Origin of the sequence: Aquimarina litoralis (assembly GCF_039523995.1) — a bacterium.
GTDB classification, from domain to species: domain Bacteria; phylum Bacteroidota; class Bacteroidia; order Flavobacteriales; family Flavobacteriaceae; genus Aquimarina; species Aquimarina litoralis.
This window is the reverse complement of sequence record NZ_BAAAGE010000005.1, coordinates 92,960-119,078: the sequence shown is the minus strand read 5'-3', so window position 1 is coordinate 119,078 and position 26,119 is coordinate 92,960. Positions and strand designations below refer to the sequence as shown.

The 26,119-nt window shown below is 32.9% G+C and carries 21 protein-coding genes and 17 tRNA genes; 11 read left to right on the top strand and 27 right to left on the bottom strand.

Annotated elements, in window-relative coordinates; all coding sequences use genetic code 11:
- Positions 1–7: 7 nt before the first annotated feature.
- The 11 genes from ABD077_RS21535 to ABD077_RS21485 all read right to left on the bottom strand — a co-directional run bounded on the left by ABD077_RS21535 (position 8) and on the right by ABD077_RS21485 (position 7,649).
- The gene (locus ABD077_RS21535; RefSeq protein WP_343914280.1) at positions 8–2,656 is read right to left on the bottom strand and encodes a TonB-dependent receptor; all 2,649 of its coding nucleotides are present in this window, start codon (positions 2,654–2,656) and stop codon (positions 8–10) included.
- Positions 2,653–3,573 (bottom strand): FecR family protein, encoded by a 921-nt coding sequence (locus tag ABD077_RS21530; protein ID WP_343914279.1) that lies wholly within the window; start codon positions 3,571–3,573, stop codon positions 2,653–2,655. The genes ABD077_RS21535 and ABD077_RS21530 overlap by 4 nt, the downstream gene beginning before the upstream one ends.
- 91 nt (positions 3,574–3,664) lie before the next feature.
- A complete protein-coding gene (locus ABD077_RS21525) occupies positions 3,665–4,177 on the bottom strand; it encodes an RNA polymerase sigma factor (RefSeq protein ID WP_343914278.1) in 513 nt (170 codons plus the stop codon).
- A gap of 627 nt (positions 4,178–4,804) precedes the next feature.
- Complete coding sequence (locus ABD077_RS21520) at positions 4,805–5,905, bottom strand: slipin family protein (protein WP_343914277.1); 1,101 nt, start codon at positions 5,903–5,905, stop codon at positions 4,805–4,807.
- 417 nt (positions 5,906–6,322) lie between these two features.
- Positions 6,323–6,419: transfer RNA gene (locus ABD077_RS21515), tRNA-Pro, on the bottom strand.
- Positions 6,420–6,427: 8 nt separating this feature from the next.
- Positions 6,428–6,489 (bottom strand) — tRNA-OTHER (locus ABD077_RS21510).
- Positions 6,490–6,513: 24 nt separating this feature from the next.
- Positions 6,514–6,601: transfer RNA gene (locus ABD077_RS21505), tRNA-Asn, on the bottom strand.
- A 105-nt stretch (positions 6,602–6,706) separates the two neighbouring features.
- The gene (locus ABD077_RS21500; RefSeq protein ID WP_343914276.1) at positions 6,707–6,901 is read right to left on the bottom strand and encodes a hypothetical protein; all 195 of its coding nucleotides are present in this window, start codon (positions 6,899–6,901) and stop codon (positions 6,707–6,709) included.
- Positions 6,902–7,057: 156 nt separating this feature from the next.
- A complete protein-coding gene (locus ABD077_RS21495; RefSeq protein ID WP_343914275.1) occupies positions 7,058–7,210 on the bottom strand; it encodes a hypothetical protein in 153 nt (50 codons plus the stop codon).
- 23 nt (positions 7,211–7,233) lie between these two features.
- On the bottom strand, positions 7,234–7,554 hold the full coding sequence (locus tag ABD077_RS21490; protein ID WP_343914274.1) for a hypothetical protein: 321 nt from the start codon (positions 7,552–7,554) through the stop codon (positions 7,234–7,236).
- 22 nt (positions 7,555–7,576) lie between these two features.
- Positions 7,577–7,649: transfer RNA gene (locus ABD077_RS21485), tRNA-Phe, on the bottom strand.
- A 210-nt stretch (positions 7,650–7,859) separates the two neighbouring features.
- Between ABD077_RS21485 and ABD077_RS21480 the strand changes: the two genes are divergently transcribed.
- Positions 7,860–8,714 (top strand): bile acid:sodium symporter family protein, encoded by an 855-nt coding sequence (locus ABD077_RS21480; protein ID WP_343914273.1) that lies wholly within the window; start codon positions 7,860–7,862, stop codon positions 8,712–8,714.
- A gap of 113 nt (positions 8,715–8,827) precedes the next feature.
- Here the strand turns inward: ABD077_RS21480 and ABD077_RS21475 are convergent.
- The 13 genes from ABD077_RS21475 to ABD077_RS21415 all read right to left on the bottom strand — a co-directional run bounded on the left by ABD077_RS21475 (position 8,828) and on the right by ABD077_RS21415 (position 10,448).
- Positions 8,828–8,899, bottom strand: a tRNA-Met gene (locus tag ABD077_RS21475).
- A gap of 5 nt (positions 8,900–8,904) precedes the next feature.
- Positions 8,905–8,975, bottom strand: a tRNA-Gln gene (locus tag ABD077_RS21470).
- A gap of 5 nt (positions 8,976–8,980) precedes the next feature.
- A tRNA-Arg gene (locus ABD077_RS21465) sits at positions 8,981–9,052 on the bottom strand.
- 86 nt (positions 9,053–9,138) lie between these two features.
- Positions 9,139–9,211 (bottom strand) — tRNA-Leu (locus tag ABD077_RS21460).
- A 217-nt stretch (positions 9,212–9,428) separates the two neighbouring features.
- Positions 9,429–9,500: transfer RNA gene (locus tag ABD077_RS21455), tRNA-Pro, on the bottom strand.
- Positions 9,501–9,508: 8 nt separating this feature from the next.
- Positions 9,509–9,595, bottom strand: a tRNA-Ser gene (locus tag ABD077_RS21450).
- A 72-nt stretch (positions 9,596–9,667) separates the two neighbouring features.
- Positions 9,668–9,740 (bottom strand) — tRNA-Asp (locus ABD077_RS21445).
- Positions 9,741–9,794: 54 nt separating this feature from the next.
- A tRNA-Trp gene (locus ABD077_RS21440) sits at positions 9,795–9,865 on the bottom strand.
- A gap of 13 nt (positions 9,866–9,878) precedes the next feature.
- Positions 9,879–9,961, bottom strand: a tRNA-Tyr gene (locus ABD077_RS21435).
- Positions 9,962–9,970: 9 nt separating this feature from the next.
- Positions 9,971–10,043: transfer RNA gene (locus tag ABD077_RS21430), tRNA-Cys, on the bottom strand.
- A gap of 86 nt (positions 10,044–10,129) precedes the next feature.
- A tRNA-Ser gene (locus ABD077_RS21425) sits at positions 10,130–10,216 on the bottom strand.
- Between the two features lie 4 nt (positions 10,217–10,220).
- A tRNA-OTHER gene (locus ABD077_RS21420) sits at positions 10,221–10,363 on the bottom strand.
- 12 nt (positions 10,364–10,375) lie between these two features.
- Positions 10,376–10,448, bottom strand: a tRNA-Lys gene (locus ABD077_RS21415).
- Positions 10,449–11,258: 810 nt separating this feature from the next.
- On the opposite strand from ABD077_RS21415, the gene ABD077_RS21410 reads away from it, so the two are divergent.
- The 6 genes from ABD077_RS21410 (at position 11,259) to ABD077_RS21385 (ending at position 16,943) form a co-directional block, all read left to right on the top strand.
- Positions 11,259–11,762 (top strand): hypothetical protein, encoded by a 504-nt coding sequence (locus ABD077_RS21410; protein ID WP_343914272.1) that lies wholly within the window; start codon positions 11,259–11,261, stop codon positions 11,760–11,762.
- A gap of 128 nt (positions 11,763–11,890) precedes the next feature.
- The gene (locus ABD077_RS21405; RefSeq protein ID WP_343914271.1) at positions 11,891–12,574 is read left to right on the top strand and encodes a hypothetical protein; all 684 of its coding nucleotides are present in this window, start codon (positions 11,891–11,893) and stop codon (positions 12,572–12,574) included.
- Entirely contained in the window at positions 12,575–13,588 is a 1,014-nt protein-coding gene (locus ABD077_RS21400; RefSeq protein WP_343914270.1) for a PspA/IM30 family protein, read from the top strand.
- 22 nt (positions 13,589–13,610) lie between these two features.
- The gene (locus tag ABD077_RS21395) at positions 13,611–15,164 is read left to right on the top strand and encodes a phosphate ABC transporter substrate-binding/OmpA family protein (RefSeq protein WP_343914269.1); all 1,554 of its coding nucleotides are present in this window, start codon (positions 13,611–13,613) and stop codon (positions 15,162–15,164) included.
- A complete protein-coding gene (locus ABD077_RS21390) occupies positions 15,164–16,132 on the top strand; it encodes an ABC transporter permease (protein ID WP_343914268.1) in 969 nt (322 codons plus the stop codon). The genes ABD077_RS21395 and ABD077_RS21390 overlap by 1 nt, the downstream gene beginning before the upstream one ends.
- A gap of 1 nt (position 16,133) precedes the next feature.
- Positions 16,134–16,943 carry an ABC transporter ATP-binding protein gene (locus tag ABD077_RS21385; RefSeq protein WP_343914267.1) on the top strand — a complete coding sequence of 270 codons (810 nt, stop codon included), beginning with the start codon at positions 16,134–16,136 and terminating at the stop codon, positions 16,941–16,943.
- 69 nt (positions 16,944–17,012) lie between these two features.
- On the opposite strand, the gene ABD077_RS21380 is transcribed toward ABD077_RS21385, so the two are convergent.
- Positions 17,013–17,192, bottom strand: coding sequence for a hypothetical protein (locus ABD077_RS21380; protein WP_343914265.1), 180 nt, complete (start codon positions 17,190–17,192; stop codon positions 17,013–17,015).
- Positions 17,193–17,371: 179 nt separating this feature from the next.
- Between ABD077_RS21380 and ABD077_RS21375 the strand changes: the two genes are divergently transcribed.
- From ABD077_RS21375 to ABD077_RS21360, 4 genes are read left to right on the top strand one after another with little or no spacing between them, the layout of a single operon-like run.
- A complete protein-coding gene (locus ABD077_RS21375; RefSeq protein ID WP_343914264.1) occupies positions 17,372–17,899 on the top strand; it encodes a hypothetical protein in 528 nt (175 codons plus the stop codon).
- Positions 17,900–17,922: 23 nt separating this feature from the next.
- A complete protein-coding gene (locus tag ABD077_RS21370; RefSeq protein WP_343914263.1) occupies positions 17,923–19,827 on the top strand; it encodes an AAA family ATPase in 1,905 nt (634 codons plus the stop codon).
- An 11-nt stretch (positions 19,828–19,838) separates the two neighbouring features.
- Entirely contained in the window at positions 19,839–22,556 is a 2,718-nt protein-coding gene (locus ABD077_RS21365) for a DEAD/DEAH box helicase (protein WP_343914262.1), read from the top strand.
- Positions 22,553–23,461, top strand: a complete 909-nt coding sequence (locus tag ABD077_RS21360; RefSeq protein WP_343914261.1) for a 2OG-Fe dioxygenase family protein — start codon at positions 22,553–22,555, stop codon at positions 23,459–23,461. The genes ABD077_RS21365 and ABD077_RS21360 overlap by 4 nt, the downstream gene beginning before the upstream one ends.
- On the opposite strand, the gene ABD077_RS21355 is transcribed toward ABD077_RS21360, so the two are convergent.
- Both ABD077_RS21355 and ABD077_RS21350 read right to left on the bottom strand, forming a co-directional pair.
- Positions 23,453–24,760 (bottom strand): hypothetical protein, encoded by a 1,308-nt coding sequence (locus ABD077_RS21355; protein WP_343914260.1) that lies wholly within the window; start codon positions 24,758–24,760, stop codon positions 23,453–23,455. The two genes, ABD077_RS21360 and ABD077_RS21355, sit on opposite strands and share 9 nt — an antisense overlap.
- Before the next feature lie 18 nt (positions 24,761–24,778).
- A complete protein-coding gene (locus ABD077_RS21350; RefSeq protein ID WP_343914259.1) occupies positions 24,779–26,095 on the bottom strand; it encodes a hypothetical protein in 1,317 nt (438 codons plus the stop codon).
- Between the last annotated feature and the right edge of the window lie 24 nt (positions 26,096–26,119).

The window sequence follows — 26,119 nt, the reverse complement described above, 5'->3', positions numbered from 1 at the left end:
TTTTTGATTAAAAATTAAATCTCAAAACAAAATCGGGTGTAAAACGTAAAGATTTATTTTCGAAACCTTGGAGATAGAAGTTGAAATCTTCATCTTGAACATTTCTGAAACCTTGACTAATAGTATTTTTTCGGTTATAGATGTTTCTCAGTGAAATTCCAATCATTCCATTCGTTTCTTTTGACGTGTCAATTTTAAATCTGTAAGTAACAGATGCGTCCAGTCTGTGATAAGACTTAAATCTACTAGAGTTTATACCTCTGGCGTCGATCACTCCACCATCGAGATCATTATCGTCCCGAATTATTTGTGTAAAAGGTCTACCGGTAGCGTAATTCCAGCCAAGTGCAAACTCGAAATCTTTTACTTTTAACGTTTGAGAAAAATTGAATGTATGACGTTGATCAAAATTCCCATCAAAATAGGTGCCTTGAACTAGTGGGAAAGAAGATATGGTTTTACTTAAGGAATATCCAGCCCAAAACCTATAGTTCTGGACTCGTTTCTTGATCAATACATCAAAACCTATTCGCTCTTCCTCTCCATAAAATATTAACGAGTCATCATCATCGGGTAACGCTAAATCAAGAATTAGATCAGTTAATGAAGATACATCCTTTATTTTTTTGTAATATCCTTCGAGATCAAAATTCCATCCTTTATATGTATATAAGGCTCCTAACGTAAATTGCATACTTTTTACGACACGTATAGGAACTTCTTCCAGAAATTCTCCGTCAAAATTATTATTAGAAAGAATCCAAATATTATCAGCAACAGGAAGTGATGGAATTGTTCCGAACACACTGTTATAGGTATTAAAGTTATTTAATTGCTGGTTTTTTAGTTCTGCAGAGGTATTCAGAGTAAAGTTGTCCAATATTTTGTAAGAAGAAAACATACGGGGTTCAAGGAAAAAAGAATTCGTATTACTTAATTGTGATCCTCTTAACCCAATATTTATATATGTTTTAGGAGTTTTATATTTATATTCTGAGTATAGGGTATGATTGGTTCCATTTCCATTAATACTAGCACCAAACTCATCTGTTCCAAAATCATCCGATAAAATAGTTGTAGTTTCATATCCCGTTTCATTATAGGTAAACTGATACCCTAAGTCTATAGATTGTTTTTTAGTAACGGGAAAATGTACTGTATATTCCGCTCCTATATCTTTAACTGTATTATTAATAATTAGGCTTTCCGAAGAACCATTAAATGACCTTATGTCAATGTTATTATATCTTTGATCATAAGACGAGAAGTAAAAATTAATATTTTGATAGATGTCAGTTGCATATTTTTTATCCCAATGTAAACTAAGACCAAAGTTTCTAATTTTTAAAACATCTTTTACATCCGCCTCAATATTGGCTGCAGGAACTCTTACGGTTTTATCATTATCGAGTCGGTTTTCCGCAAATATGGAACTCAATTTAATGGTGTTTTTTTTATTGGGACTCCAAAGAAATTTGAAATTACTATCAGAAAATGAAAAATCATCCTTCCTGGAACGTTCCTCTGCAGTAGTTTCTTCTCCCACATCTGGTATCGTTGCTCTTGTATTTTGAAATACTTTTCTTACCAGATTATTATATGCTATGTTTTGATAAACATCTGTGGTAGACCTTCTCCCAGCAACCATAAACCCTGCTTTTTTTGACAGTGGTACTTTGATATACGCATCTACATGAGTAAAATTTAATCCACCTCCAGCTTGAAACTTATCAGTGAGATCATCATCGGATTCTATAGCTACTACTCCCGATATTCTATCACCATACCGAACACTGGTTCCACCTCGATAAACGGTTACGTTTTTAGTAATAAACGGATTAAAAGTAGAGATTTGGTTAAAAAAATGACCACTATGATACATCTTTATTCCATCCCAAAGTACCAAGTTTTGACCAGGTGTTCCGCCTCTAATATATAGTCCGGCAGGATCCTCGGTTGGACTACTAATCCCTGGTAGTAATTGTAAACTTTGTAATACGTCGGGTTCTACAAGTCCAGGAAGAATTCGAAGTTTTTTGGTAGATATATTTACAGAAGCATCTTGATTTTTTTGAATACCTCCTGTCAGGTATTCTTTAACTAAAACCTGTCCTAAATTTTGAATTTCAGGTTGTAGACTAATCGTATCACAGCTATTAGTAAGGTTCGAAATTTTTACGGTTTTGTTTTTATATCCAAGGTAAGATATGGCTATAGAATCCCAAGGATGAAGTTGTAATTCGAAAAAACCTTTGTTATCTGTAAGATCAACAGTTTTATTATATAGAAGTATATCTGCCTGCGGTAGTTCAAATTTCGAAACTGCATCAATAACAACACCACAGACATTCACTATTTTATCATTTTTAACAAGAATAAAATCCGTATCACTTACTTTTTGCAGCAGATAAGGGGTTTGAGATTCTATTATTTTCTGTAAAGAAGCAATAGTAATGAGTTCGCTATCAATAGATAGTGCTATATCTTTGATAATATCAGCATCGTAAGAAAAACTGAATTGATATTGATCTTTAAATGTTTCTAGAATTGTTCTTAGCGATTGTTTTTCTGAAGAACGTACTACTGTAATTTCTTGAGAATAAATATCAATATGCCAGAAAAAAAATAAAAATAGTATTAGAGATAAAAACCTCACTTGTTTTTTAATTCAATAGTTTTAGAGGATTTAAATATATAATTAATATTCATTGGTTCAAAACAAGTCTTTAATGCAGTAGTAAGATCTGTATGAGTAAAGAAACCAGAAAATAATCGGTTTGTATCTACATCTCCTTTTTCTATAGTAATGTCGTATTGTCTTTCGAGCTCTGCAATGAGTCTGCCTAGCGATACTTGATTAAAAGTACTTTTTTGTTGCATCCATCCGGGTTTAGACTCTTTAATTTTAACCGAATTTAATGTGTTGCTATCTTTAGAAGTAACACCTTTTCCAGGAGTAAGAATAGCTTCATTCTTTCCGTTGTTTACAGAAACTTTACCTTCATAGCATTGTACTTCTATGGTGGTATTTCTAGAATATACATTAAACTCAGTTCCTAATACTTTAATCTCTCCATTTTTGGTTTTGACAGTAAATTGAGATCCTTTGGCAACATCAAAAAAAGCTTCCCCATCCAGCATAATAGTACGATCATTTTTAAACGAACGATCATTGTATTCAATAGTAGATTTAGCGTTAAGCGTTACTATAGAGTTATCTGGTAATGTCCAGGTTTTTGTTTCTGCATAACTTGTATTGATCGTTGTGGTATTAAAAAACACTGTTCGTAGACCAATTAACACAAGAAAAACAGCTGCTGCAGCATATAGCCAAGGACGTAATTTGATTACTTTAGAGCTTTTAGATGTGCTTTCCGTATATGTTTGGTTATATTCCTTCTGCTTTTGCAGATTTACTTCAATATCAAATACAGGGCGTTCAAATTTATCAACGCCTTTTAGAATATCCTTATAAGCCAGATATTCTGGAGTATGCTCAAACTCTTTTTTTTCTTTTTCGGAGAGGTCATTAGCTAACCATCGTCCTAAGAAATTGTCATCATTTTTATTCATCTAAGAATGTTTTTATATTTTAAATCCTGTTTATGAAACAGGTGTCTATTTGCATGTCTAAATTTCACTTCTTTATTATATAAGTGGAACTTTAAATTTTTCCTATTTTTTTTCTTAGCGTTACCAAGGCTAAATGCATCCTTTTTTCTACTGCTTTTACTGAAATTCCCAGCATTTCGGCAATTTCTTTGTAGGTTTTCTTTTCAATTCTATTCAAAAGAAAAACTTCTCTTTGCCCTTCTTTTAATCCGCTAATTGCCTGATTTAACTTGTCCATGAATTCCTTTTCTTCCATCTGAAATTCGGGAGACTCATTGGTATATGCTTTTTGTGGTGTCGATTTATATTTTAAAACAGTTTTTTGATGTATGGCTTCATTTATGGAAGCATTGTTTGCTATCTTATAAAGAAAACTCTTAGCGGCACCAAAAATAATCTTGGAACAATTCATCCATAGTTTGGCAAAACTATCTTGTACTATATCTTGAGCTTTTTCCATATCACCATATTTGTAATAAAGATAATAGCATATCTTTTCAGCATGTTCTCTATATAATTGATCGTATACGCTTTCATCACATACGCTTACTGGTTGTTCAGGCATTTTTATTTTGTTTAGTTGGCATAAGTTAATAGAATATTTTTTATGCGAGTAGTAAATAATTATATTAATATATCTAACTAGTCTAATATTCTATATCTTATTCTAAATATTCATTTAGTTTAATGTAAAAATTATTCATTTGCGATTGTGGTCAGATGAGAATAGAATGGTTTCTGTTATATATTTTTAATTTTCATTCCGTAATATCTTATAATTCACAACCCTAAAACAAAATAGAATACATATACCCTACCAAAAAAATGGTTTTATTAAAATATTTTTTAAAAAGAAAGAAAAAACCTACAAAACAACATGATTAGATTTTTTATATATGTTAAAAAGCGTTTTTTTTAGGTAAAATACACAATTTCGTTTGGAGAATTAAAAAATGATTGTATCTTTACACCAGAGTTAATGAGTTAGCGTTTTCATTTTCCCCAAGGTGAAAGCAATTTTAAAAAAGTGAGTTTTAATTTTAGAATAAGCCCCTAAATTAAGATGATTTGTGTGAAGAAAAAGAGCGTGGAGACGCTCTTTTTTGTTTTTCTATGATTTTATAAATCATCACGAGAATATTTCTAAGAATAAAAAATGCGCAAACCATAAGGATCTGCACATTTTTCAGGATTATTTATTCGTAGAGAATATATCCTTCAATTGTTTAATTACTCCATCATTACCAGAAACTGTTATTTCACCAATTTTATCAGCAATTTTCTCTACATACTCCATTTCTTTTAGTTTGTAGAGCATAACATTATCCTCCATAAGTTTTGCTGTATTCAGTAAACTTCTGGTTGATGCAGTTTCTTCTCGTCTTGTAATGGTATTAGCCTGAGCTTTCTTTTGCGCTATCAGAACCTGGTTCATGATTTCTTTCATATCACCAGTAAGAATAATATCTCTGATACCACAATTCAATACTTTTACACCTAGTTTATTTACTTGGTTTTTAGTAGATTCTAATATAGCAGTAGCCATATTTTCCTTACGTTCCAGCAATTCATCTAGTGTATAATTTCCTACGAAAGCTCTTAGTGCTAATTGCATCGCGATATATAATTGTCTCGAATAGTCTTTATTATCAAGTAGTGCTTTTTCTATATCTACTACTTTATACTGGACATCGAAATTAATACGAATAGCAGCTTTATCCTTAGTTAGTAGTTCCTGACCAGCTACTTCCAGTTGTAGTTGACGCAGATCTACCTTCGCAATTTTTATAGTAGTATCATTTTTCCAAAAACGATAGGTACCACTATCTAATGTTTTGCTATATACATCATCGACTATAAGTACTGCTTTTTCGTAAGCAGCTACTTCAAATGTTCTGATGTAGTTTCTTAAAGCATAATTGCTAAACAATGACTTTTCAATTTTTTCAGTGATATAGATTTTGTTAAGATCTACTCTTGTGAATTTATAGGTAAATAGACCTTTCCACAGCATATATCTTCCTGCAGGGAATACACTTTTGAAATTACCATTTTCATATACTAAAACAATCTCGTTATCCTTTACCTCAATCACGTGTAGCATATCTTCCAATGTTTTATCTTTCAATAAGATTTCTAGTGCTACAGGAGCTGTAAATGGTTTGGAAAGGTCGTATATTGTAATACGTTCATTCCATCCTAACCAATATGTTCCTTGTGTAATTACACGATTGTAGTCACCTTTTCTGAAAACCAAGCCTATTGTACCAGCATTGATTCGTACTCGTTTCATTTTCTTAATTTTTATGTCTGTAACTATACAGACAGATTTAACATTAATTGGATGATAACCCTGTAACGGAGGTATTATCGATTTCAGTTTATTTTATGAAAACAGTGAAAGCAAATCATCTTTCCAATACGGAAATTATAGGATGCTATATCATCGATAAGTAGTTTTTAGTATCGAAATAGAAGACTAGATATTCTAAATTATATCATCGCCTAATGTTTGGATTCAAAAAAGTACCCATGTTTAATAGTAACATGGCTAAAATCTCAAAGTACTTTTAAGATTGTTTTTATAGCAAGAGTACTATAAAAACAGATCTGCCATCACGGTTTTTCTCAATCAGTTTTACAAGATGATTAGCTTTTATCCTACATTATGAGTGTAGTGCTCTACCTAACTGAGCTACGAAACCTAAGTTGGTGGTCTCGACGGGATTCGAACCCGTGCAACGTAAAAGGCATTTTCAGTGCCTTGTTCGCTAGATCCCTAATCTAGTGCGTTTACCAATTCCGCCATATCTCTTGGAGATAGTGGGACTCGAACCCACATGAACAAAAAATCTATCGCTCTAACCACTAAGCTACGGGACCATGTTTAATATGATATAGTGGTCCCGGTGGGATTCGAACCCACGACCTATAGAAAGACTATTATTTGGTTAATAGCCAAACCTTCAAATCAAGTTGCATATGAAGCAATCATACAAAAACTGCAATTCTTCATACAGCAGTGCTATACAGAAACACTCAACAAGACCTGATTGATATTTTCCTTTAATAATCAATTGAATACTTGTTTTTTCTAGAGTAGGATTTCTTTTGGGAATGTTTTTAAAACTTCAGTTTGACCTTCAATTTTAAAAATGCTTACACAACAACCACATCCTTCATCTTCTGAAACGAAGTCTAAAACATCTTTGTTTACTTCGATCCATTCATAAAGAATATCCTGATTATTTCCAATGGCTTCTACTATGTATTCTTTTTCTATTTTCATAATCTTATTTTTTATCAAAAGCCCTGCTATTTTCATCCTCACTTCATAGCAGGGCACAACTTCAAACCCCAATTGTTTCCCCCATATAAAAGGGTTTGTTTTAATTACTATGCAAATGTGTAATGTATTAGCGCAATGTATTTGCGTAGTAATTATTTATTTGTAAAAAATTCGATTTCTATTATTCTTAATAGGATAATCGGTTTCATAAAACAGTGCTGTTCTTATATTATTGATATAATTAGTGACCAACTTATTAAGTAAGTTGTTTTTTGGTTGTTTTATGGTAGTTGTTAGTTGTGTTTTCATGATTTTAGATTTTTAAAAATATCTCATGGATTATATAATGTTTCATATTCGCGATCACGTCTATCTATTTCTCCCAAAGGGCTTCCTTTAAAAGTGGAAATGTTGCGAAATCCATTTTCTTTGGAGATTAAAGAATCTTCCTTTTTAATGGCACCTCTTCTAGTATTTCCGTAATCACCAGTAAGTTTTTTTGTCGCAGGATCCAGATCACCCCAAAGTTTATCTGGTTTACCATGATCTATTGGTTCTATGAAATAGGTAATACCAGTAATTTTGGATTGAACTATGAATCTGCCTGTGTCTTCAGTTTTGCATAAAAACCTTTGTATTAGTTTATTTTTCATAGTTGTAAAATTTAATTGTTAGTGGAACAGACAGGAATCGAACCTGTATCTTCGGATCTTCAATCCGTTGCATTGACCAACTTTGCTACTATTCCTTTTTTGGGTGTACTCTGGGATTAGCTCATGAAATTTTATATTTGATAAAAAAGAATTCGTGAATGCTTATGCATTTCGAACCCTGTTCCTCTTATTCACAGTGAGACGCTTTACCTAATAAGCTAGAGATACCAGATATACGATTGTTTGATTTTCAGGATATTGATAATAAATCTTTATATTAGGCTGTACATTCGAAAACAACCTAAATGGATAACATTTCAACTATTATATTGGCAGCATCCCTAATCATTATTATGCTGGGGATGGGATTATCGTTAGTTACATCTGATTTCAAAAGAATATTGATTTACCCCAAGGCTATTTTAGTTGGTCTTATAAACCAACTTGTTATCTTACCTGTGGTAGGTTTTGTTTTAGTGACCATACTTTCGTTGGAGCCTGAAATTGCTATTGGAATTATGATATTAGCTGCTTGTCCTGGTGGAGCGACTTCTAATTTGATCTCTCATTTGGCACATGGTGATACAGCATTATCTGTTACACTTACTGCTTTTAGTAGTTTGATTACTATTATTACCATACCCTTTATTGTCAATTTTTCATTACTTCATTTTTTGTCCGAGAATCAAACAATCCAACTGAATGTTGTAGAAACAATTATTCAAATTTTTGTGATTATCATTATACCAGTTGCAGTAGGGATGATAATCAGAAGATATAAGGAGAGTTTCGCGCTTAAAATGGCAAAACCAGTAAGAATTGCTTCGGCTGTTGTATTAGCTTTGGTGATTATTGGTATTTTGGTAAAAGAAAAAGATAATTTCGTTTCTTATTTACAAGAAGCAGGCTTAGTGGCCTTTTTATTAAATATTCTTACAATGGCTATTGGATATTATTCCGCTAAGCTTTTCAAAGTTCATCATAAAGGTGCCATCTCCATAGGAATTGAGTCAGGTATTCAAAATGGAACTCTTGCGATATCAATTGCTATTGCTATACTTCATAATACTTCGTATGCAATTGCTCCAGCTGTCTATAGTTTATTAATGTTCTTTACTGGTGGATTAGCAATTTTTTTAGGGATTAGAGGTAATAAATAAATATACTTCATTTTACACTAAGAATAGATTTAAACTTAACTTGGACAGTACACTCTCAAAACCTTAAATTTTAGTAGAGAGTGACTGCCAGTTCCACTATTCTAGAGTTATTTCAAAGGCATTGGGAATCGAACCCAAGACTCCCGCGATATGGCCGCGGTACTCTACCACTGAGTTATACCTTAGTTTGATGACCCGAAAGGATTCGAACCTTTACACCAAGAGTCAAAGTCTTGGATGCTACCTTTACATCACAGGTCAGTTTGTAAGCTCAATAGGATTCGAACCTATACTTCAAGGGTCGTAACCTTGGGTGCTTCCATTTACACCATGAGCCTAAATTTGTACTCCACCTTGGATTCGAACCAAGACTGAACCGGGCTTAAACCGGATGCCTCTGCCATTTGGGCTAGCGGAGCGTTTGTACAGGAAGAGAGATTCGAACTCTCAGGATCTTGAGTCTAAGTCAAGCGCGTATGCCATTCCGCCATTCCTGCATTAAAATTGTACTCTGTAGGAGAATCGAACTCCTATTTCCTCATAGAAAGTGAGGTGTACTAAACCATTATACGAACAGAGCTTATGTATATCTATTAAGGCTTGAACTTAGACTTAGGGATTAGAAATGCTTTGCATTCATGAACTCTTTAGCTTGAAATAAATAACATGTGAGCTAAATCCCTTGTGCTTCTATTTACACCATAGATATAGTTGTCTAGAGAGCAGGACTCGAACCTACAACCTCCCGCGTCCAAGGCGGGTAAACTACCATTGTTATATCTCTAGAATAAAAGCGGAAGAAGTGGGAGTCGAACCCACACGAGTCATTAGCTCCTAACAGTTTTCAAGACTGCGGCCACCGCCAATTGGCTTGCTCTTCCGTATTTTTATTGTCAATGAGAAATTATTGACAAGATGTATTGAATAAAGTCCAATTCCTTCATTCTTTATTGCAGTACCGACGGGATTCGAACCCGCAACCTTCCGAGAGACAGTCGGGTGCACTAGCCGTTGTGCTACGATACTATAAATTCCCTTGGAAAAGGGGAATGTTTTAAACGAATTCAACATTGAATTTTGCGCACTCACCAGGATTTGAACCCAGACTAAAGGTGTTGGAGACCTTCGTGCTACCTTTACACTAAAAGCGCATGCATGAGTTAGTGGAAGTAGTAGGACTCGAACCTACAAGCTCCGAAGAGACCAGATTTACAGTCTGGGGAGCCAACCAATTGCTCAATACTTCCAGATATTAGAGACAAGAACAGGATTCGAACCTGTAAAAAACGGAGTTGCAGTCCGTAGCCTTAACCCTTCAGCCATCTTGTCTTTTGCGATACCAGTGACTCGAACTTACATCTCGAGAGTTAACAACACCATAAATAAGTGACCCTTACCCTATAGTATCAATGTTGCGGAGGACAAAGGAATTGAACCTTCACTGCAATTATGCAGACCTGTTTAGCAGACAGGCGCAACAAACCAATATTTGCCTATCCTCCATAGCGGAAGAAGCGGGAGTCGAACCCACATGAGTCATTAGCTCCTAACAGTTTTATTCACATCAGTTTTATCTGTTTAAGAGTTCATCTGTTCGCCTGCCCGGCTTGGGTCAAGACTGCGACCACCGCCAATTGGCTAGCTCTTCCTTATCATTATAGTTGACACAGAGGGACTTGAACCCACATCACCTCGATTAAAAGTCGAGTGCTTTTCCAATTAAGCTACGTGTCAATTTTGGTTTTCAGTATGTCAATGAACTATTTGAATAAAAAAAGGCGCCTGATTCAGGCGCCTCTTATATATCTTGATTGTATGTCGAATTATGTTCGCATACACTTCTTTTCTATATAATAGACACCACTACTATTCCAATCGGAACAATATGCTCTTCGTTCACTAAAGAGTTGGATTAAACTATGTTTTAAATTATTCGGTATCATTTCTTAATTTTTATATTCTTGTAAATAAGTAATCGTTTTCTTGTTTCGTTATGATTACGGTGCAAAGATCAAAACTTTTTTTTAATCTCCAAATATTTTTTCAATTTATTTTATTGATTTTCAGTAAGTTACTTTAAAATTTAAGCATAAGAATACCTGTTCGTTTCTCAACGAATTTTGGATTTTTTGGCAACTGTCTGTCTCCCTGATGCTTACTTTCCAAATGCTATTCTTTATGTCTTAATTAAGCTCTATTCATTTTTTCTAAAAAATTTCAATAAAAAAAGCGCCCAATTTCTTGGACGCTTATAGTTTTATATAGTTTTTATCTAAATCACTTCATATATAAGGATTAAAATTAGCTACACAACGTCCGTTTTCGATGGGATAATTCTACTATCCATCGATAATCACACTGACTAAACAGCGATCTCGGCGTAATATGTGCTTTATTTTTCATCATTTCTACCACAAATATTATATAATCTTGTGCGATAATCCAAATTTTACTTCCATTTTTCAGACTTATGAGTATTATTTTTTCTGAATTTATTCTCTATATTACCAAAATATATATGAAAATCTATTTATTCTCTTATAAATGAAAGTTCAAGATTTTATTAATTGGTTTGGTAATCATCCTAATATGGTTTTAGGATATTTTGCGATAGTGATCATAATTTCTCTAATAGGTTTACTCTTTGTAAAACCCTCAAACTTCAAAGCTCCTATTAATTATTTTTATGGAGTTCTTATTTACGCAGTTACCATTCCAGGATTGTTGGCGTTGATTTTACTTCTTTATAGTTTTTTCTTTTTAAAAACGAATCTACTTCAGTTAGATTTGGTTACGTATTTTGTTCCTTTAATCGGAATGATAGCTAGTTTAATAATCATTAATAAAACGGTAGCTATGTCTCAGATACCAGGTTTTGGCAGATTGTCTGGGCTTTTTATGTTGATCATGATAACCTTTGTGATCACCTATATATTACAAAGAATGTTTTTCGGAGTTTTCTTTGTCGGTAGATTCCAGTATTTAATAGGATTTTTCTTGTTATTGTTAATAGGTATAAAAATTGCTTGGGATCGTATTGTAAGATAGCAGATGCTGTAATAACTGTAACATTTTAGAGTCAAATGATACCAATATAATATAGGGGAAGTAGGAAATACATATTTTAAAACCTTACCGAACACTTATTTTTATAAATTTGTTTAAATTCACTAACCATGCTAAAAAACTTAAAGTCTTTATTTATAGTAGAAGATGAAGCAGAGAATAAGCAGGCTTCAGAACCCAAAGAGAATAATACGGGTACCAATGAAAAAAAAACAGCTACAGCTGCTTCGACTCCACCACCTCTTCCAAATAATCCTGTGCCTGTTTCTTCTGAAGGAGCACTTGATAATAAAATAGTTGAAAAATTATTGCAAGCGATAGAAAAAAATAATCTAGATGGGTTTGACTATTTAGAATATAAAAAATCGCTAAAAGCATTAGAAAAAATGCCAATGGATGAGGCTACAAAGTATCGCTCTGCTTTTGCTACTGCATCTACTATGGGAGTAACGTTAGATAAGCTTTTGCAAACGACCAATTTTTATATTGGTGTTTTAGATAAAGAAAATGAGCAGTTTCTTGGTGCATTTAAAAATCAATTTGATAGTAAGGTATCCGGTAGAGAACGAGAAATTGCTCAGTTCGAATCTATCATTAAAGAAAAGTCAGAACAAATTAAAAAATTGACTGAAGAAATTACGAAGCATCAACAACAGATTAGTGATTTAAAAGCCAAAGTAGAGGAGAGTAATAATAAAATCAATAAAACACAGAACGATTTTAAAGTATCTTACAGTCATTTGAAGAAACAGTTTGAGGAAGATATTGTTAAAATGCAGAAATATTTAAAGTAAATGGACGACAACTCATTAAAACCAAAATCATTTTGGAAAAAACCCGAAGGTAAAACCGGGATGTTATTTATGGGGCTTTTAGGAGCCGGAGGATTATATGGTTTATATAAAGTGCTTCCCTTTTTAATACAAATTGCAGAAAACACTCTGTATTTAGGGGTGCTTTTAGCTGTTTTGGGCGCTTTAATCTACATGGTGTTAGACCCTAAGATGCGAAACCTGATTTTCTATATGTATAAATCTTTTATGCGCTGGATCACAGGTATTTTTATTCAAATCGACCCAATAGGTATTCTAAAAAGTTATATAGATGATCTAAAGAGTAATCTTAAAAAGATGAATAAGCAAATTGCTGTGTTAAAAGGGCAAATGAAGCGATTACAGCAAATCATTTATGACAATAAGAAAAGTATCAATAGCAATCTAAAACTAGCAAGTGCTGCAAAAGAAAAAGATAAAAAAGGAATCATGATCCTTAAATCTAGAAAAGCAGGACGTTTACAAGAATCTAATCTTAAGCTCGATGGGCTATACAAAAAAATGGAAGTTCTATATAGAGTTCTTATTAAAATGTATGAGAATTCTGAAATTCTATTAGAGGATATCGAAGATCAAGTGATGGTTAAAGAGCAGGAAAGAAAGGCGATAAGAGCTAGTCATTCTGCAATGAAATCAGCAATGAATATTATCTCTGGGAACAATGATAAAAAAGAAATGTTTGATCGTGCTCTTGAGGTTATTGCCGAAGATGTGAGTATGAAAATAGGTGAGATGGAACGTTTTATGGATATGTCTACTAATTTCATGGATTCTATTGATTTACAAAATGGAATTTTTGAAGAAGAAGGACTAGAGCTATTGGAGAAATGGGAAAAAGAAGGTGTTTCTCTAATCTTAGGAAATCAAAAAGATTTATTAGTGCATGATCAACATAGTGTAGATTTAGATGCACCAATTGTAAAAACTAAAACACAAAATAATCAATATTCGGATTTATTCAATTTCGAAGATTAATAGTAATAACTAATCAAATATTATGGCAAGAGCTAAATTAACTCCATTTTCGAAACTTTTAATTGTAGCACTTATCCTTGGAGGGCTATATTTTCTTATAACTAAATTTGTAACCAATAATCCAGATGCTAAAGAACAAATAGAGAAACTCACTTCTAAGGATAAAGAAGGAAAAACAAAAGAGGGATATAAAGACGTAATCAATATTGGTGTAGTAACTTGGGGTGGATATGCTGGTGGACAGTATTTCAATGAAGGATTCAAAGCGAATACAGATTCTAGATTCTATAAAGATTACGGATTTAAAGTGAATTTTGAAGTTATCGATGACTTCGATGCTTCTAGAGATGCTTTTAAAAATGGTTCCATAGATTTAATGTGGGCTACGATTGATGCGTTCCCAACAGAGGTAGAAGGATTATCTCAATATCAACCACAAGTAGTGTTTCAGGCAGATTGGAGTAGAGGAGGAGATGCTATTGTGGCAGCAAGAGGTATAAATAAGGTAAGTGACTTAAGAGGGAAGAAAATCGCGGTTGCACCAATGACTCCTTCACATTCCTTTTTGATCTGGTTATTAGAAGCTAGTGATATGACTACAAAAGATGTACAATTAGTAGAAGTTCCTAGTGCTATTGATGCGGCAGATTCTTTTAAAAGTAATACGGTAGATGCTGCAGTAGTTTGGAGTCCAGATGATGCGGATTGTGTGGCAAAAGTGGCAGGAGCAAAAGTGTTGGAAAGTACTAAGAATGCAACCCACATCATTGCCGATGTTTTTGTATCTAAAAAAGAATTTGTAGAAACTCATAAAGAACAATTACAAGATCTGTATGAAGGATGGATGATTGGTGCTTCAGAATTAAATAGTTCAGATAGCAATAAGAGAAAAGCAGCTAAAATTTTAGCGGAAGGGTTATCGCAGCCAGAAGATTTCTGCTACGATGCTATTAATAATGTAAGATTAGCTACGCATGGAGATAATAAAGATTTCTTCGGGTTAAATCCTAGCTATAGCGGAGTTACGGGAGAAGATCTGTATAATAAAATGAAAGTAAAATATAATAATCTCGGCTATAGTACTGCCGGAGCAAAAAGTTGGAGATTGTTATCTACAAAAGACTTAGTAAATAGAACTACACTTTCTGGTAATTCTCATAATGCAGAGCAACAGAAACAGTTTACCGCTGTGGATGAAACATTGGAGAAAAAAGAGTCCTTATCTTCTAAGAAAGTAAGTATTAGTTTTAGAACAGGAGAATTTCAATTAGATGAAAATTCAAAACAATTAATAGACCTACAGTTCACTCCAATTGCAAAGGCATTTGCCAATGCGAGAATTAGAATTGAAGGAAATACAGATAATGTAGGAAATCGTGCATCTAACATTGCTTTATCTAAGAAAAGAGCACAGTCGGTAGCTGATTATTTAGAGAAAGAACATCAAATGCCTCATAACCGATTTATCATTTTAGGAAATGGTCCAGACAAACCAGTTCCTGGTTGTGAGCGTAACCAAAATGCAGATTGTAAATCTAAGAACAGAAGAACAGACTTTGAATTGGTAGTAGACTAATGGCAGGGATCAAAAAACTTTTTGAGCTTAGAGGGAATTTAGCATCCAAAGAAAAAGCAATACTTACAGCAATCGGAGCCATAATCCTTATCGGTTTATGGTTCCTCTTAGCTGAATTTCTGTCCACATCTGTAATTACTCAAGATGAATCCATTGATATTTCGAAAATAGCGCAGAGTGAACGGAAATATTACGAAAGTGATTCTTTGTTGGTAGCCAATTATGATGCGCTAGAGAAGATGAGTTTAGAAGAATTGACTTCTTTTGGGCTTAAGAAAAACAAAGTATATCCTTTACTACCATCCCCCGTTAAAGTAATTAAAGCATTTCCTGATTTACATAAGAATGATGACGTAGTTGGGAATACGTTTTACTCTATAAAACTAAACTTTTTAGGGTATCTAGTAGCTATTTTAGTATCAATACCAATCGGTTTTTTATTAGGATTGATCCCATTGTTTAGAGGATTATTTAGTCAGATCATAAACTCATATCGATTTATACCACTTACTGCTGTCACAGGTATTTTTATAATGTGGTTGGGATTAGGAAGTGATATGAAGGTATCCTTTTTAGCTTTTGGTATCATTGTCTATTTGATACCTGTTGTCATTCAGCGGATCGATGAGGTACAGAATGTGTATCTAAATACTGTTTTTACGTTGGGGGCAACATCATGGCAAACCATTAGAACCGTATATATGCCGTATGTATTTTCTAAGATCATTGACGATATTCGGGTTTTAACAGCGATATCTTGGACCTATATAACTATCGTAGAAATGTTGAATAAAGGAGGAGGAATTGGAGAATTAATCTGGACTGCGAAACGACAGAGTAGAATCGATAAAGCTTTTGCGATTCTTATCATCATTGTAGTAATTGGAATTTTACAAGATAGACTTTTTGTATTGATTGATAAAATATTATTCTCTTTCAAGCATATTAATAAAGGAAATAAACACTAGTATGGCATTACAGTTTACAGATGCTCCTCAGGCACCTAATGTGATTGAACTTAGAGGAATATCCCAATCGTATGATGGAGGGAAAACCAAGATTATAGAAAATTTGGATTTGCTGGTAGAAGATAAGCCTATGCAAGGTCAGTTTACTGTTATATTAGGTATGTCTGGATGTGGTAAGTCTACTTTATTAAGATATATTGCAGGTTTGCAAGAGCCTACCTCTGGAACGGTATTGGTTAATGGGAAACCAGTTAGTAAGGAGAATAGGGTGAGTATGGTGTTTCAACAGTATTCTTCTTTGCCTTGGATGACCGTATTGGACAATGTAGGGTTAGGATTGCGTTTTAAAGGAATTTCAAAAAAAGAACGCGACGAAAAAGCGATGGAGATGATCCAGTTAGTTGGTTTGGAAGGGCATCACAGGAAATATGCACAATATCCGACCCTTTCTGGAGGACAACTACAACGAGTAGCTATAGCCAGAAGCCTAATGTCTAATCCAGAGATTTTATTGATGGATGAACCCTTTGGAGCATTAGATATTAAAACTCGCTTGCAAATGCAAGATCTATTAATCGGTATTTGGGAAAAGTTTAGTCCTACTATTTTATTTGTTACCCATGATATTCAAGAGGCAGTGTATTTAGCAGATGATATTTATATTATGAAGCATGCACCATCGAATTTTGTAAAGCACATAGATATTGATTTACCTTTTAATAGAACACGTGAAACGAAAAGGCTAGCACATTTTGATGAATTGGTTCATGAAGTTGAGGATGCTATGATGCAAATTGATGCAGGGAATTAATTTTTGAATGAAAAAGAAGAAAGTTATTATAACAACTTTCTTCTAGTGATTTTATCTTAAATGATAAAATTAGGTTGGAAGACCTGTATCTCTATCGATACATACACAATTGAAAAGAAAACCTCCTTTTGCTTCACAGTCACCTGGTTCAACAAGACAATCACCACCCACAAATCCACCTTGAATTGTGCTTTGGTTTTTCTTTGAAATAATTGAAACTTGAGATAAATTTAAAATGCTTTTTAACATAGTAAAAGATTTAAAAAATTAAAATGAATCCTGAACATAGGACACTCAGGTTTGTGTCAGAATCTAATATTTGATTCCATAGATACATGTAGTTTTATGAATTTTTGTTAATGTTAAAGAGGTTTAATTTTCTGTTAAAATCAAGGTAAAAGGGATGGTTAAAAATTAAAATAGGTAAGATGAAAAGTATAATTGGGGTATTGTTAATAGTATTATCATTGGTAGTGTTTGGAGCAAGGATTTCAAAAAAAATACAGTTCAAGCAAAATGTATCAGGATATTTAAAAAGAGCAGCAGATGCAAGTACAATTGAGATTGCAAATGAAGAACTCACTAAGGTGATTACGTATTTAGAAGCTAATAATTTAACAAGTGGATATACTTCCATGATATGGGAAACTCCAAATGAAGATATTGGCTTTTGGTATAAAAACTTAAAAGCAAGTCAAAATGAGTTACAGAATTTAAAATCCGAAAGTGCCTTAGAAAGAACCAATGTACTTATAAAGCTTAGAGAAACTTTGTTGGATACAGGTAAGAAAACAAAGGTGACAATTCCAAAAGGGTTAGCGGTTTATCCCAATAATAAGTTATGGGGATTTTTGATAACAACAGCCTTATTTTCATTATTGATTGGTTTCGTGCTAATTGCCATAGAAGCTGATAAAAAGGCTAAAAAGAAAGCCGAAGAACAATTAAAAACATAATTCATTTTTCTTGAAAAAATCTTATGACCAACAGAAAATATCATAAAGCCACAGACCAGTTTTTTGCTAAATTAGATCAAAAACACAAAGCTTCTTTTTTTAAAGGAAAGTCTATTAATCCTCTAAAAATACTATCGATCACTGAAGCTTTTCCTTCTTTAAAAATAAAAGATGAAGACTTATTACTATTGTATTCTCTAAAGGAATCTATAGATGAATTAGATTTTATCATTACTACTCAGCATATTCATATTGCCGGTGCAACACTTTCTCTAGATAAGGATATTTTTAAGGATGTAAAATTTAGTGCTTTTCCAAAGGTACATATATCCTTATTAGATGGATTGATGGAAGATTTATTACTAACCAAAAAAGACGAGAAAAAGACACTAGCTGATTTTACAAATAAATTCAAAGATTTTGTCAATCAAAAAGAAGATGTAGCAAAAGATTATGATGTGGATTATGAGTTTCTACAGATCTTAAAAAACGAAGGTGAAAAAATTCAAAATCTTGCTGAGGATCTTAATAATAACAAACGTTTTTCTAATACGATCAATGCTATTGTTCATAAAACTGATGATGCGATAGAGTTTAAAGCAGAACATGTGATTTTGCAGGATATTATTAAGGTATTTAATATGATTTATCCTTTAACGGATAAAGAAAATACTGTTGCCGATGCCAAGGTGAAATTTTTACTTGCATTCATGTTCGAAAAGTTGCAAGGCAATGATATCATAGCTTCACTTTCTATAGAGCGTATCAACAAATTTGTACAGTCAGAGAAGTTTGAAGAGAATATAGAAATCATAAAAACAGCAAGTCTTTTTGATTTAGGAGAAGATTATAAGAACGAATTTTTATTACCCTCCTTATTAAAGCGATTGGATAGTCAGCATTTTGCGAATTCTGCTTCTTTTTTATATAGAATTGCTTCTTTGATCGCTAAGGTAGATGATACTATTTCTGAAGAAGAAAAAACTTTGCTGAAGAAGGTTAACGATAAGTTACAGCATCCTAAAGAAAAACTAGAAGGCGTAAAGCAAACCGAGATTGATGAGAATGAGACCTTGGATGATGTAATGGATGAACTGAATGAACTGATAGGATTAGATAATATAAAAACGGCTGTTAAAGAGTTGTCTAATTTCTTGAAAGTGCAAAAGCTGAGAGAGGAAAAAGGGCTTAAAAATGTAAACAATTCGTTACATTCTGTATTTATGGGACCTCCTGGAACAGGAAAAACCACCGTTGCACGTTTGGTATCTAAAATCTACCGACACCTAGGATATCTAGAAAAAGGACATCTGGTGGAAACAGACAGAACAGGAATGGTAGCTGGGTACGTAGGACAAACTGCGTTGAAGGTCGAAGAGCTGATCAAAACTTCACTAGATGGAGTTTTATTTATTGATGAAGCTTATTCTTTAGCCAAGGATAACAAAAAAGACTTTGGTAACGAGGCAGTTGAGGTATTGCTTAAGAAAATGGAAGATCATAGAGATCAGCTAGTTGTTATTGTAGCAGGATATCCAGATGAAATGGAAGAATTTATTGAATCTAATCCAGGTTTACAATCACGTTTCAATCGATACTTCACTTTTGATCACTATAAACCCAAAGAGCTAATAGGTATTTTTGAGTTATTCTGTCTAAAAAATGATTTTGTACTGGCAGATGAAGCAAAAGAAAAGTTGGAGTTTATTTTTGATAAACTTTACGAAAAAAGACATAAAAGTTTTGGGAACGCCAGAGTAGCACGTAATTTATTCGAAAAAATTATAGAGTACCAAGCGAATCGCATTGTAGCTATTACACCACTTACCGAAGAATTGTTAAAGACAATTGTTGAAGAAGATATTCCACCAATTAATCAAACGGTGGACGATTATCTTAGATTTCAAAAAGATGAAGAAGAAGCTTAAATTAGCACGCAATGCATATTGAAAAAGTCTTATCCTATTATCAGGATTGTTACAAACAAGAATTTAGAGATAACGATGTTCTTAATTTCCTAGGAACAAAGGTCGATAAACGGTTTTTCTTAAAAAATAGCACAGGCTTATATAGAGAAGAGGATCCTACGTTTATGAAAATCGATTTTGGCGAGGATTTGTATAAGTATCTAGAAATTTACCGAAAAGAGAAAACCTTTGTCGCGTGTAGTTTTTTTATAACCGGAAAACTTACTTTTTTAGGAAGGAAAAGAACAATATGTGCGCCGTTAATAGTAACTCCTGCTACCCTAGAGATTAATAGTGATGCACTCTATCACATCAACTATAATTTTGAAGAAAATAGAGTAAATGAAGCTTTATTAAATGTATTAAAAGCAAACTTTAATCTAGATGAATCCTTTTCTCTAGAGATAAAATCACTAATTAATGATCAGGAACCTTCTAAACAAGATATCCAAGGAATTGCAAAAAAGCTAGAAGAATATATACCTATTCATACCAGCGAATTGGAAATTTTACCAGCACTTTTAGAAGGGCAAAAAATTAAGGAACATTCAAAATCTCTTACTTTGCAACTATTGCCAGCTATAGCTTTGGGGATTGTAGAAAAATCAAAATCGAGTCGAGACGTTTTGCATGAGATTGATGAAATCAAAGAAGGTCATTTATTCAATGATACGCTTCGTGGATTTTTCTCTAGAAGGAAAACTGAGATTAACACTGATGCAATATCTAAGGAAGGAGTTTATGTGCCGTCTAATTTAAGTAGTTCACAACTTGGGATTATTCAAGCTGTAAAGACCAATGATATAACAGTGGTGATAGGACCTCCAGGTACTGGTAAATCGTACACAATAGCCTCTTTAGCATTGGATCAGGTATATCATAACAAAAGTGTTTTAATATGTTCTAAATCTGATCAGGCGGTGGATGTACTGCAAGAAAAAATAGTACAAGACTTAGGCGTAAAAGGGCTTTCTATACGCGCTGGATCTGGCCGTAGTCATAAAGCGAAATTAAAAAAGAAACTAGAATCAATTAATGTTTTTCAAAAAGGAGGTAATGATTATTTCATCCCTAAAAAGCAAAAAGAGATTGATTACGCAGTAAATAAGATCAAGGAGATTAGTGATGAAATTCGAGATCGAGAGGAGAGAGAAATTAAAAACGCTGAGTTGTTTTTGGATTACAACCCTTCTGTTTTCAAGAGATTAAAACGTAAATATGTTTCTAAGCAAGTCTTAAAAGAATATCCATTTTGGCAGTTAATAGAATTGCTGGAACATTATATTCATCAAAAAAATAAATTAATTAAAGAAATTATTTCTTTAAAATATCGGGATAAGATTTCTGATTTATTATCCAAGGATCAAACACTGTCTAAGTTTTCAAAATTGGTAAAAACCAGAAATATCGAAGAGCGAGAGCGTTTGTTTCAGGAAGTGGATTTTCAGTCTGTATTACAATGTTTGCCGATTTGGATAACAAAATCTACTGATGTTAGCGATGTTTTTCCATTACAAAATGATCTTTTTGATGTAGCGATCATAGATGAAGCTTCTCAGTGTGATATTGCTACGATGATTCCGGTATTAGCTAGAGCAAAGAAGGTAGTAGTTGTTGGAGATCCAAAACAATTAAGACATGTTTCGTTTTTGTCTAAACAAATGATGGAAGATACGGCCAATGCTTATGGCTTATTAAAAGGCGAGGAGGTAATGAATTACAGAGAAACTAGTTTTCTGGATTTTGCTTTAGAACGACTGCCTTCTCAGAGTAATGTACATTTTTTAGATGAGCATTATCGAAGTGTGCCAAGCATCATACGATATAGCAATCAAAAATTTTATTTTGAAAAGTTAAAGGTGATGTCTGACTTACAGATCCACCATAAAACCTCCGCAGTACATTGGGTTTTCTGTGAAGGTGAAAAATTAAAAAATGGAACCAATTTACAAGAGGCAGAACAATTATTAGAAGATATACAAAAAGTTATCGACGAAGAACATCAAGTGGCTATTGGAGTGGCTACCACGATAGGAATTTTGTCACCATTTAGAGATCAGGTAAATTATTTGAAAGATAAAATTGAAGAGCTTGATCTTGCTGCTATCAAAAAGCATAAAATTGCTGTAGGAACGCCTTTTGAGTTTCAAGGAGAGGAGCGTGATCAGATGTACATCACCTTTACTATCGATAATCAAACAAGTACTTCGGTGTTCCAATATTTAGATAGAGAAGATGTTTTTAACGTTAGTATCACACGTGCCAAACAGCAGCAATTTCTATACTATTCTTTTGATCCTAAGAATTTTAAAAACAAACATTTAGTAATTGATTATTTATCGGAAACAAGGATCCAATATCCTCAAAATTCCGTAGAGGAATACATGGATAATTTTGCCGAAGAAGTATTAGAAGAGCTAATTCAGTTGGGCATTAAACAAGAAGATATTATTGTTAATTATCCTATCGCAGGTTATGTAATGGATATCTTGGTAACACACAAACAACGCACCATTTGTATAGACTTGGTAGGGTATCCAGGAGCATTGGAAAAGACATTTTCAATAGATCAATATAAAACATTATTTAGAACACAAATACCTATTATTACGATACCTTACGTATATTGGTTACATAATAAAAAAGAATGTTTACATCATATTACTAAGAAAGTAAGAATTGCCAAATGATTACCGAAAAAGAAATATCAAAACAAATCGGAAGAGTAGTAAAATCACCTATCAGAGTTGGGAGCGTTACTGATTTAAAGATTGATGTTAGTTCTTTTTTACATTTTTTTAGGCCTTTCTTTTCAGAATTACAAGACGATGCATATGTAGTTAGAGGAAAACAAATCGCCTTTTTAAAAGAAGTTTTTCCAGAGGATTCCGTATCAATAGAGAAGTTACATAAAGCTTATTTTGAAGGGACTGAGACCTTGGATGCGTTAGACTATTGGTTACAACAGCTTACCGAAGCCCAAAAAAGGGAATTCGAGCAATTATCTACCATTACCAGACAGCGCAATATCTCAAGTTTTTTGATTGAAATTTGGGATGATCAATATTTTGTAGAACGGATCATACAACAAGGTTTTGAACAAGATGTAGATGATTTTCGTGTTTGGAAACGTGTTTTCAAACAAGCCTCGAGATTAGCTGTAGAAAATGAGATGTTTTTTGAGTTATTAAAGCGAATGGCAAGATTGGTAAAACAGATACATCCCGAAGTTCGAAAAATTCAAATCACTAGTCATTTTATGAGAACTATTTCTCATGAAAAAATAAAAGGCGAAAACGCTCCAGAAGGTGTTCATGAAGATGGAGCTCAATACATCATGTCTGCTTTAGTGGTCAATAGACAAAATATAACCGGTGCAGAAAGTCAGATTTACGAAAAGACAATGGCAGAAACCAATGAGCTGATCTTTAAAAAAGTACTGCAACCAGGAGAATTTATTTTTCAGGCAGATACGGGAGAAGAATTTACTTTCGGTAATGATTTATGGCATTATGTAACACCCATAGAACCAGAAGATATTTCTAAACCTGGAATCCGAGATATTATCGGATTTGATATCGATATTTTAGAGTAAAGATATCCCTGTTTCTTCTTGTAATTTATGAGAGATGATTTCAATTTGTTTTTTAATGAGTCTAAAGCTGGTATTCTCATATACAGTTTTTAATTCATGTTTCCCAGCATCTTCAAACTGAAACGCAAGTGTTTGAATACAAATTTTTCCTAATGATTGTGATGTGGCACCGTAGTTAGAACCTATGGAAACAGCATAGCATCTTTCTAAAATTTTGGATATAAGCTTAATACAGTTTTGATTGTTTCTGTATCCATGTAGTTGTATCAATCCCTTGACCAGATTTATATTCTCTTGGTAAACATGCTCATAAACACCATAGATAATATCTTTTTCGTTATTGTCCTCTTTTTGTCTTAATGTAACATTTCGTAATCGTAAATAAGCAAATTTTCGGAGTATTGAGTAGCTAAAATCATCGAACTTCTTTTGATGTATCTTTTCTAAATATTCATTAATCTGTATAAAGGATTTTTGATGAATGTTTTTGGAGAGTATTTTAAGGACCTTCGAAATATTATGTTGGTATTTCTCACTCATATTAGAGATCAGTTTGTTTACATGAACTCCAAACGGATCTGGTAATAACTGAAAAACATATGCCGAAGGGATTAAATTGATTTTACTGTTTTCCAGAATGACTCTATGAATAATACTTTTAGCATCCATATGTTGCTTTATAGAAAGATATTGTATAGATCTAGAGCGTAAGAAAGAATGTAAACTCACATTTAACTCAGGGCTTATCTTATAATTAATGGAATGCTTTTTTAGTTGCCTCAATAATGGCCGAAGCGGATAATCGTATGCGTAGGTGTCTTTCCATTTATGGAAGAAATAAGTAAAGTCCTGACTGGTAAGACGTATTTTAGAATTTAATAAGTGATATCCAATGGCGTGTTTAAAATCTTGTGGGATTTTATCAACTAATTTACTCTCAGATTTGGAAGAGGATTTTCTGTTTTTAGAGCGTTCTTTAAAAAGGTAATACAATACCTCTGTTTTAATTTCGGGATGAGAACCTAGTAAGGTTTTATGATGCTCCAAAGAGTTGAAAATTACCTTTTCCAGATTGTTATGATTGTAATCAAAAAGCGAAGTAGCATCTTCATAAATATTCGTTAGCATTTCTTCTGCTATAGGAGAGTCTTCATCAGAAAAATCAAGATCTATAATATAGGGGTCGTTCTTTTCTTGGGAGGAAGTTTCAGAACTCAAATGCTCTAATTCTTCCTTAGATATTTCAAATGTCTTTTTGATTCCAAAGAATGATAATATGTTCTTGATGTCTATAGCCAAACCTATTCTTTATGAATTTTAAATCAAACTAATCCCCATTTGTTCTTTAAGTATTTTTGACTCTTTTTCTATTGTCTGCTTTATCTGTTTATAGGTAGTTTCTTGATAGAGATTTTTAATTTTTTGTATTCCGGTTTCTTCATAATGATTTGCTAATGTATAGATACATAGCTTGCCTAATGATTGAGAGGTTTGGCCTAGCCGCACTGCATTGGCATTAGAAAAAGAACGTTCGGTAATTCTAAGAAGATAAGGGATTGCACTTTTTTTGTGTTTGAAATCCGCTAATGAAATGATAATACTTTTGAGAATTGCTATGTTCTCTTTTTTAATGTATTGACAATTATATCTTACTTCTTTTCCTGTGTTATACGTTACTTTTTCAACCCTCAGATTGCTCATTTTAGGTTTAAATAAAGAGGCTTTTTTAATAAAATGCAACATTTGTATTTTATAAGCATTTCTTCCTATAGTATTTAGCTCTTCCTGAATGAGAACTATTAATTTAAAAGGATTGTAAAATTGTTTATTCTCCTCAAAAGTTTTGAATATATGACAATAAGCATCTTGTTCTTTTTGATCACAGTTTCGAATAAATTTGTTGATGTAATCAGCAAAAGGGTCAGAAGCTAATAAAAATGAGGGTTGATTTTCATCATTGTCTTTAGCATATAAATGTAATATACGTTGTATTGTATTCCTAGGAGTTTTGTAATAGTTGTACCACTCATTATGAAACCTTGGGGTTTTTAAAAACTTTTGGAGATACTGATAAAACTCTTTACTTACTGTATCATTTTTTGTTTTTTTTCTCAGTCTAGAAGTTAAAGAAGCAATTGATACATAAGTGGGATATTGTACCCAAAGATTCATGAAGTATTCGAAATCATTTTCTTTAAAATGCAGATTCGATCTTAGGAGAAGTTGTAATATCTCCTGTAAATACTGAGTTTTTAAGGGAGGCTTAGCTATGTTTGGAGTGGTTTCAAACCAAATAATTTCCTTCGTAATCCAATAAGCAAAATCTCGTTTGAAAGATATTTGTTGTTCAGATAGAAATATATATGAATCTAAACTCGTGAACTTCGGAGCCCAATAATTATATCGGTTGATTTTAAATTTATGTTTGGCTTCTTCAAAAATGGTTTTGGATAACTCTTCAAAACTGTATTTAAACAGAGGAGTAGTTATTACATCAATGATTTCTTTTTCATGCTTGTCATTTTCTTGATTTTCATCGACATCATCTGTTATTTTTTCTAGTTCACGTTCCGTAATCTCAAATTTAGATTTTTTGATACCGAATAAAAAAGATAGAATTTTGTCTAAAATCATTAACTAGTAGGTTTTACCAAAAAT

What these genes read in the sequence shown, in the direction of transcription:
- ABD077_RS21530 (WP_343914279.1), bottom strand. Translation starts at nt 3,573, where the DNA reads ATGAATAAAAATGATGACAATTTCTTAGGACGATGGTTAGCTAATGAC.
- ABD077_RS21525 (WP_343914278.1), bottom strand. Translation starts at nt 4,177, where the DNA reads ATGCCTGAACAACCAGTAAGCGTATGTGATGAAAGCGTATACGATCAA.
- ABD077_RS21520 (WP_343914277.1), bottom strand. Translation starts at nt 5,905, where the DNA reads ATGAAACGAGTACGAATCAATGCTGGTACAATAGGCTTGGTTTTCAGA.
- ABD077_RS21500 (WP_343914276.1), bottom strand. Translation starts at nt 6,901, where the DNA reads ATGAAAATAGAAAAAGAATACATAGTAGAAGCCATTGGAAATAATCAG.
- ABD077_RS21495 (WP_343914275.1), bottom strand. Translation starts at nt 7,210, where the DNA reads ATGAAAACACAACTAACAACTACCATAAAACAACCAAAAAACAACTTA.
- ABD077_RS21490 (WP_343914274.1), bottom strand. Translation starts at nt 7,554, where the DNA reads ATGAAAAATAAACTAATACAAAGGTTTTTATGCAAAACTGAAGACACA.
- ABD077_RS21480 (WP_343914273.1), top strand. Translation starts at nt 7,860, where the DNA reads ATGGATAACATTTCAACTATTATATTGGCAGCATCCCTAATCATTATT.
- ABD077_RS21410 (WP_343914272.1), top strand. Translation starts at nt 11,259, where the DNA reads ATGAAAGTTCAAGATTTTATTAATTGGTTTGGTAATCATCCTAATATG.
- ABD077_RS21405 (WP_343914271.1), top strand. Translation starts at nt 11,891, where the DNA reads ATGCTAAAAAACTTAAAGTCTTTATTTATAGTAGAAGATGAAGCAGAG.
- ABD077_RS21400 (WP_343914270.1), top strand. Translation starts at nt 12,575, where the DNA reads ATGGACGACAACTCATTAAAACCAAAATCATTTTGGAAAAAACCCGAA.
- ABD077_RS21395 (WP_343914269.1), top strand. Translation starts at nt 13,611, where the DNA reads ATGGCAAGAGCTAAATTAACTCCATTTTCGAAACTTTTAATTGTAGCA.
- ABD077_RS21390 (WP_343914268.1), top strand. Translation starts at nt 15,164, where the DNA reads ATGGCAGGGATCAAAAAACTTTTTGAGCTTAGAGGGAATTTAGCATCC.
- ABD077_RS21385 (WP_343914267.1), top strand. Translation starts at nt 16,134, where the DNA reads ATGGCATTACAGTTTACAGATGCTCCTCAGGCACCTAATGTGATTGAA.
- ABD077_RS21380 (WP_343914265.1), bottom strand. Translation starts at nt 17,192, where the DNA reads ATGTTAAAAAGCATTTTAAATTTATCTCAAGTTTCAATTATTTCAAAG.
- ABD077_RS21375 (WP_343914264.1), top strand. Translation starts at nt 17,372, where the DNA reads ATGAAAAGTATAATTGGGGTATTGTTAATAGTATTATCATTGGTAGTG.
- ABD077_RS21370 (WP_343914263.1), top strand. Translation starts at nt 17,923, where the DNA reads ATGACCAACAGAAAATATCATAAAGCCACAGACCAGTTTTTTGCTAAA.
- ABD077_RS21365 (WP_343914262.1), top strand. Translation starts at nt 19,839, where the DNA reads ATGCATATTGAAAAAGTCTTATCCTATTATCAGGATTGTTACAAACAA.
- ABD077_RS21360 (WP_343914261.1), top strand. Translation starts at nt 22,553, where the DNA reads ATGATTACCGAAAAAGAAATATCAAAACAAATCGGAAGAGTAGTAAAA.
- ABD077_RS21350 (WP_343914259.1), bottom strand. Translation starts at nt 26,095, where the DNA reads ATGATTTTAGACAAAATTCTATCTTTTTTATTCGGTATCAAAAAATCT.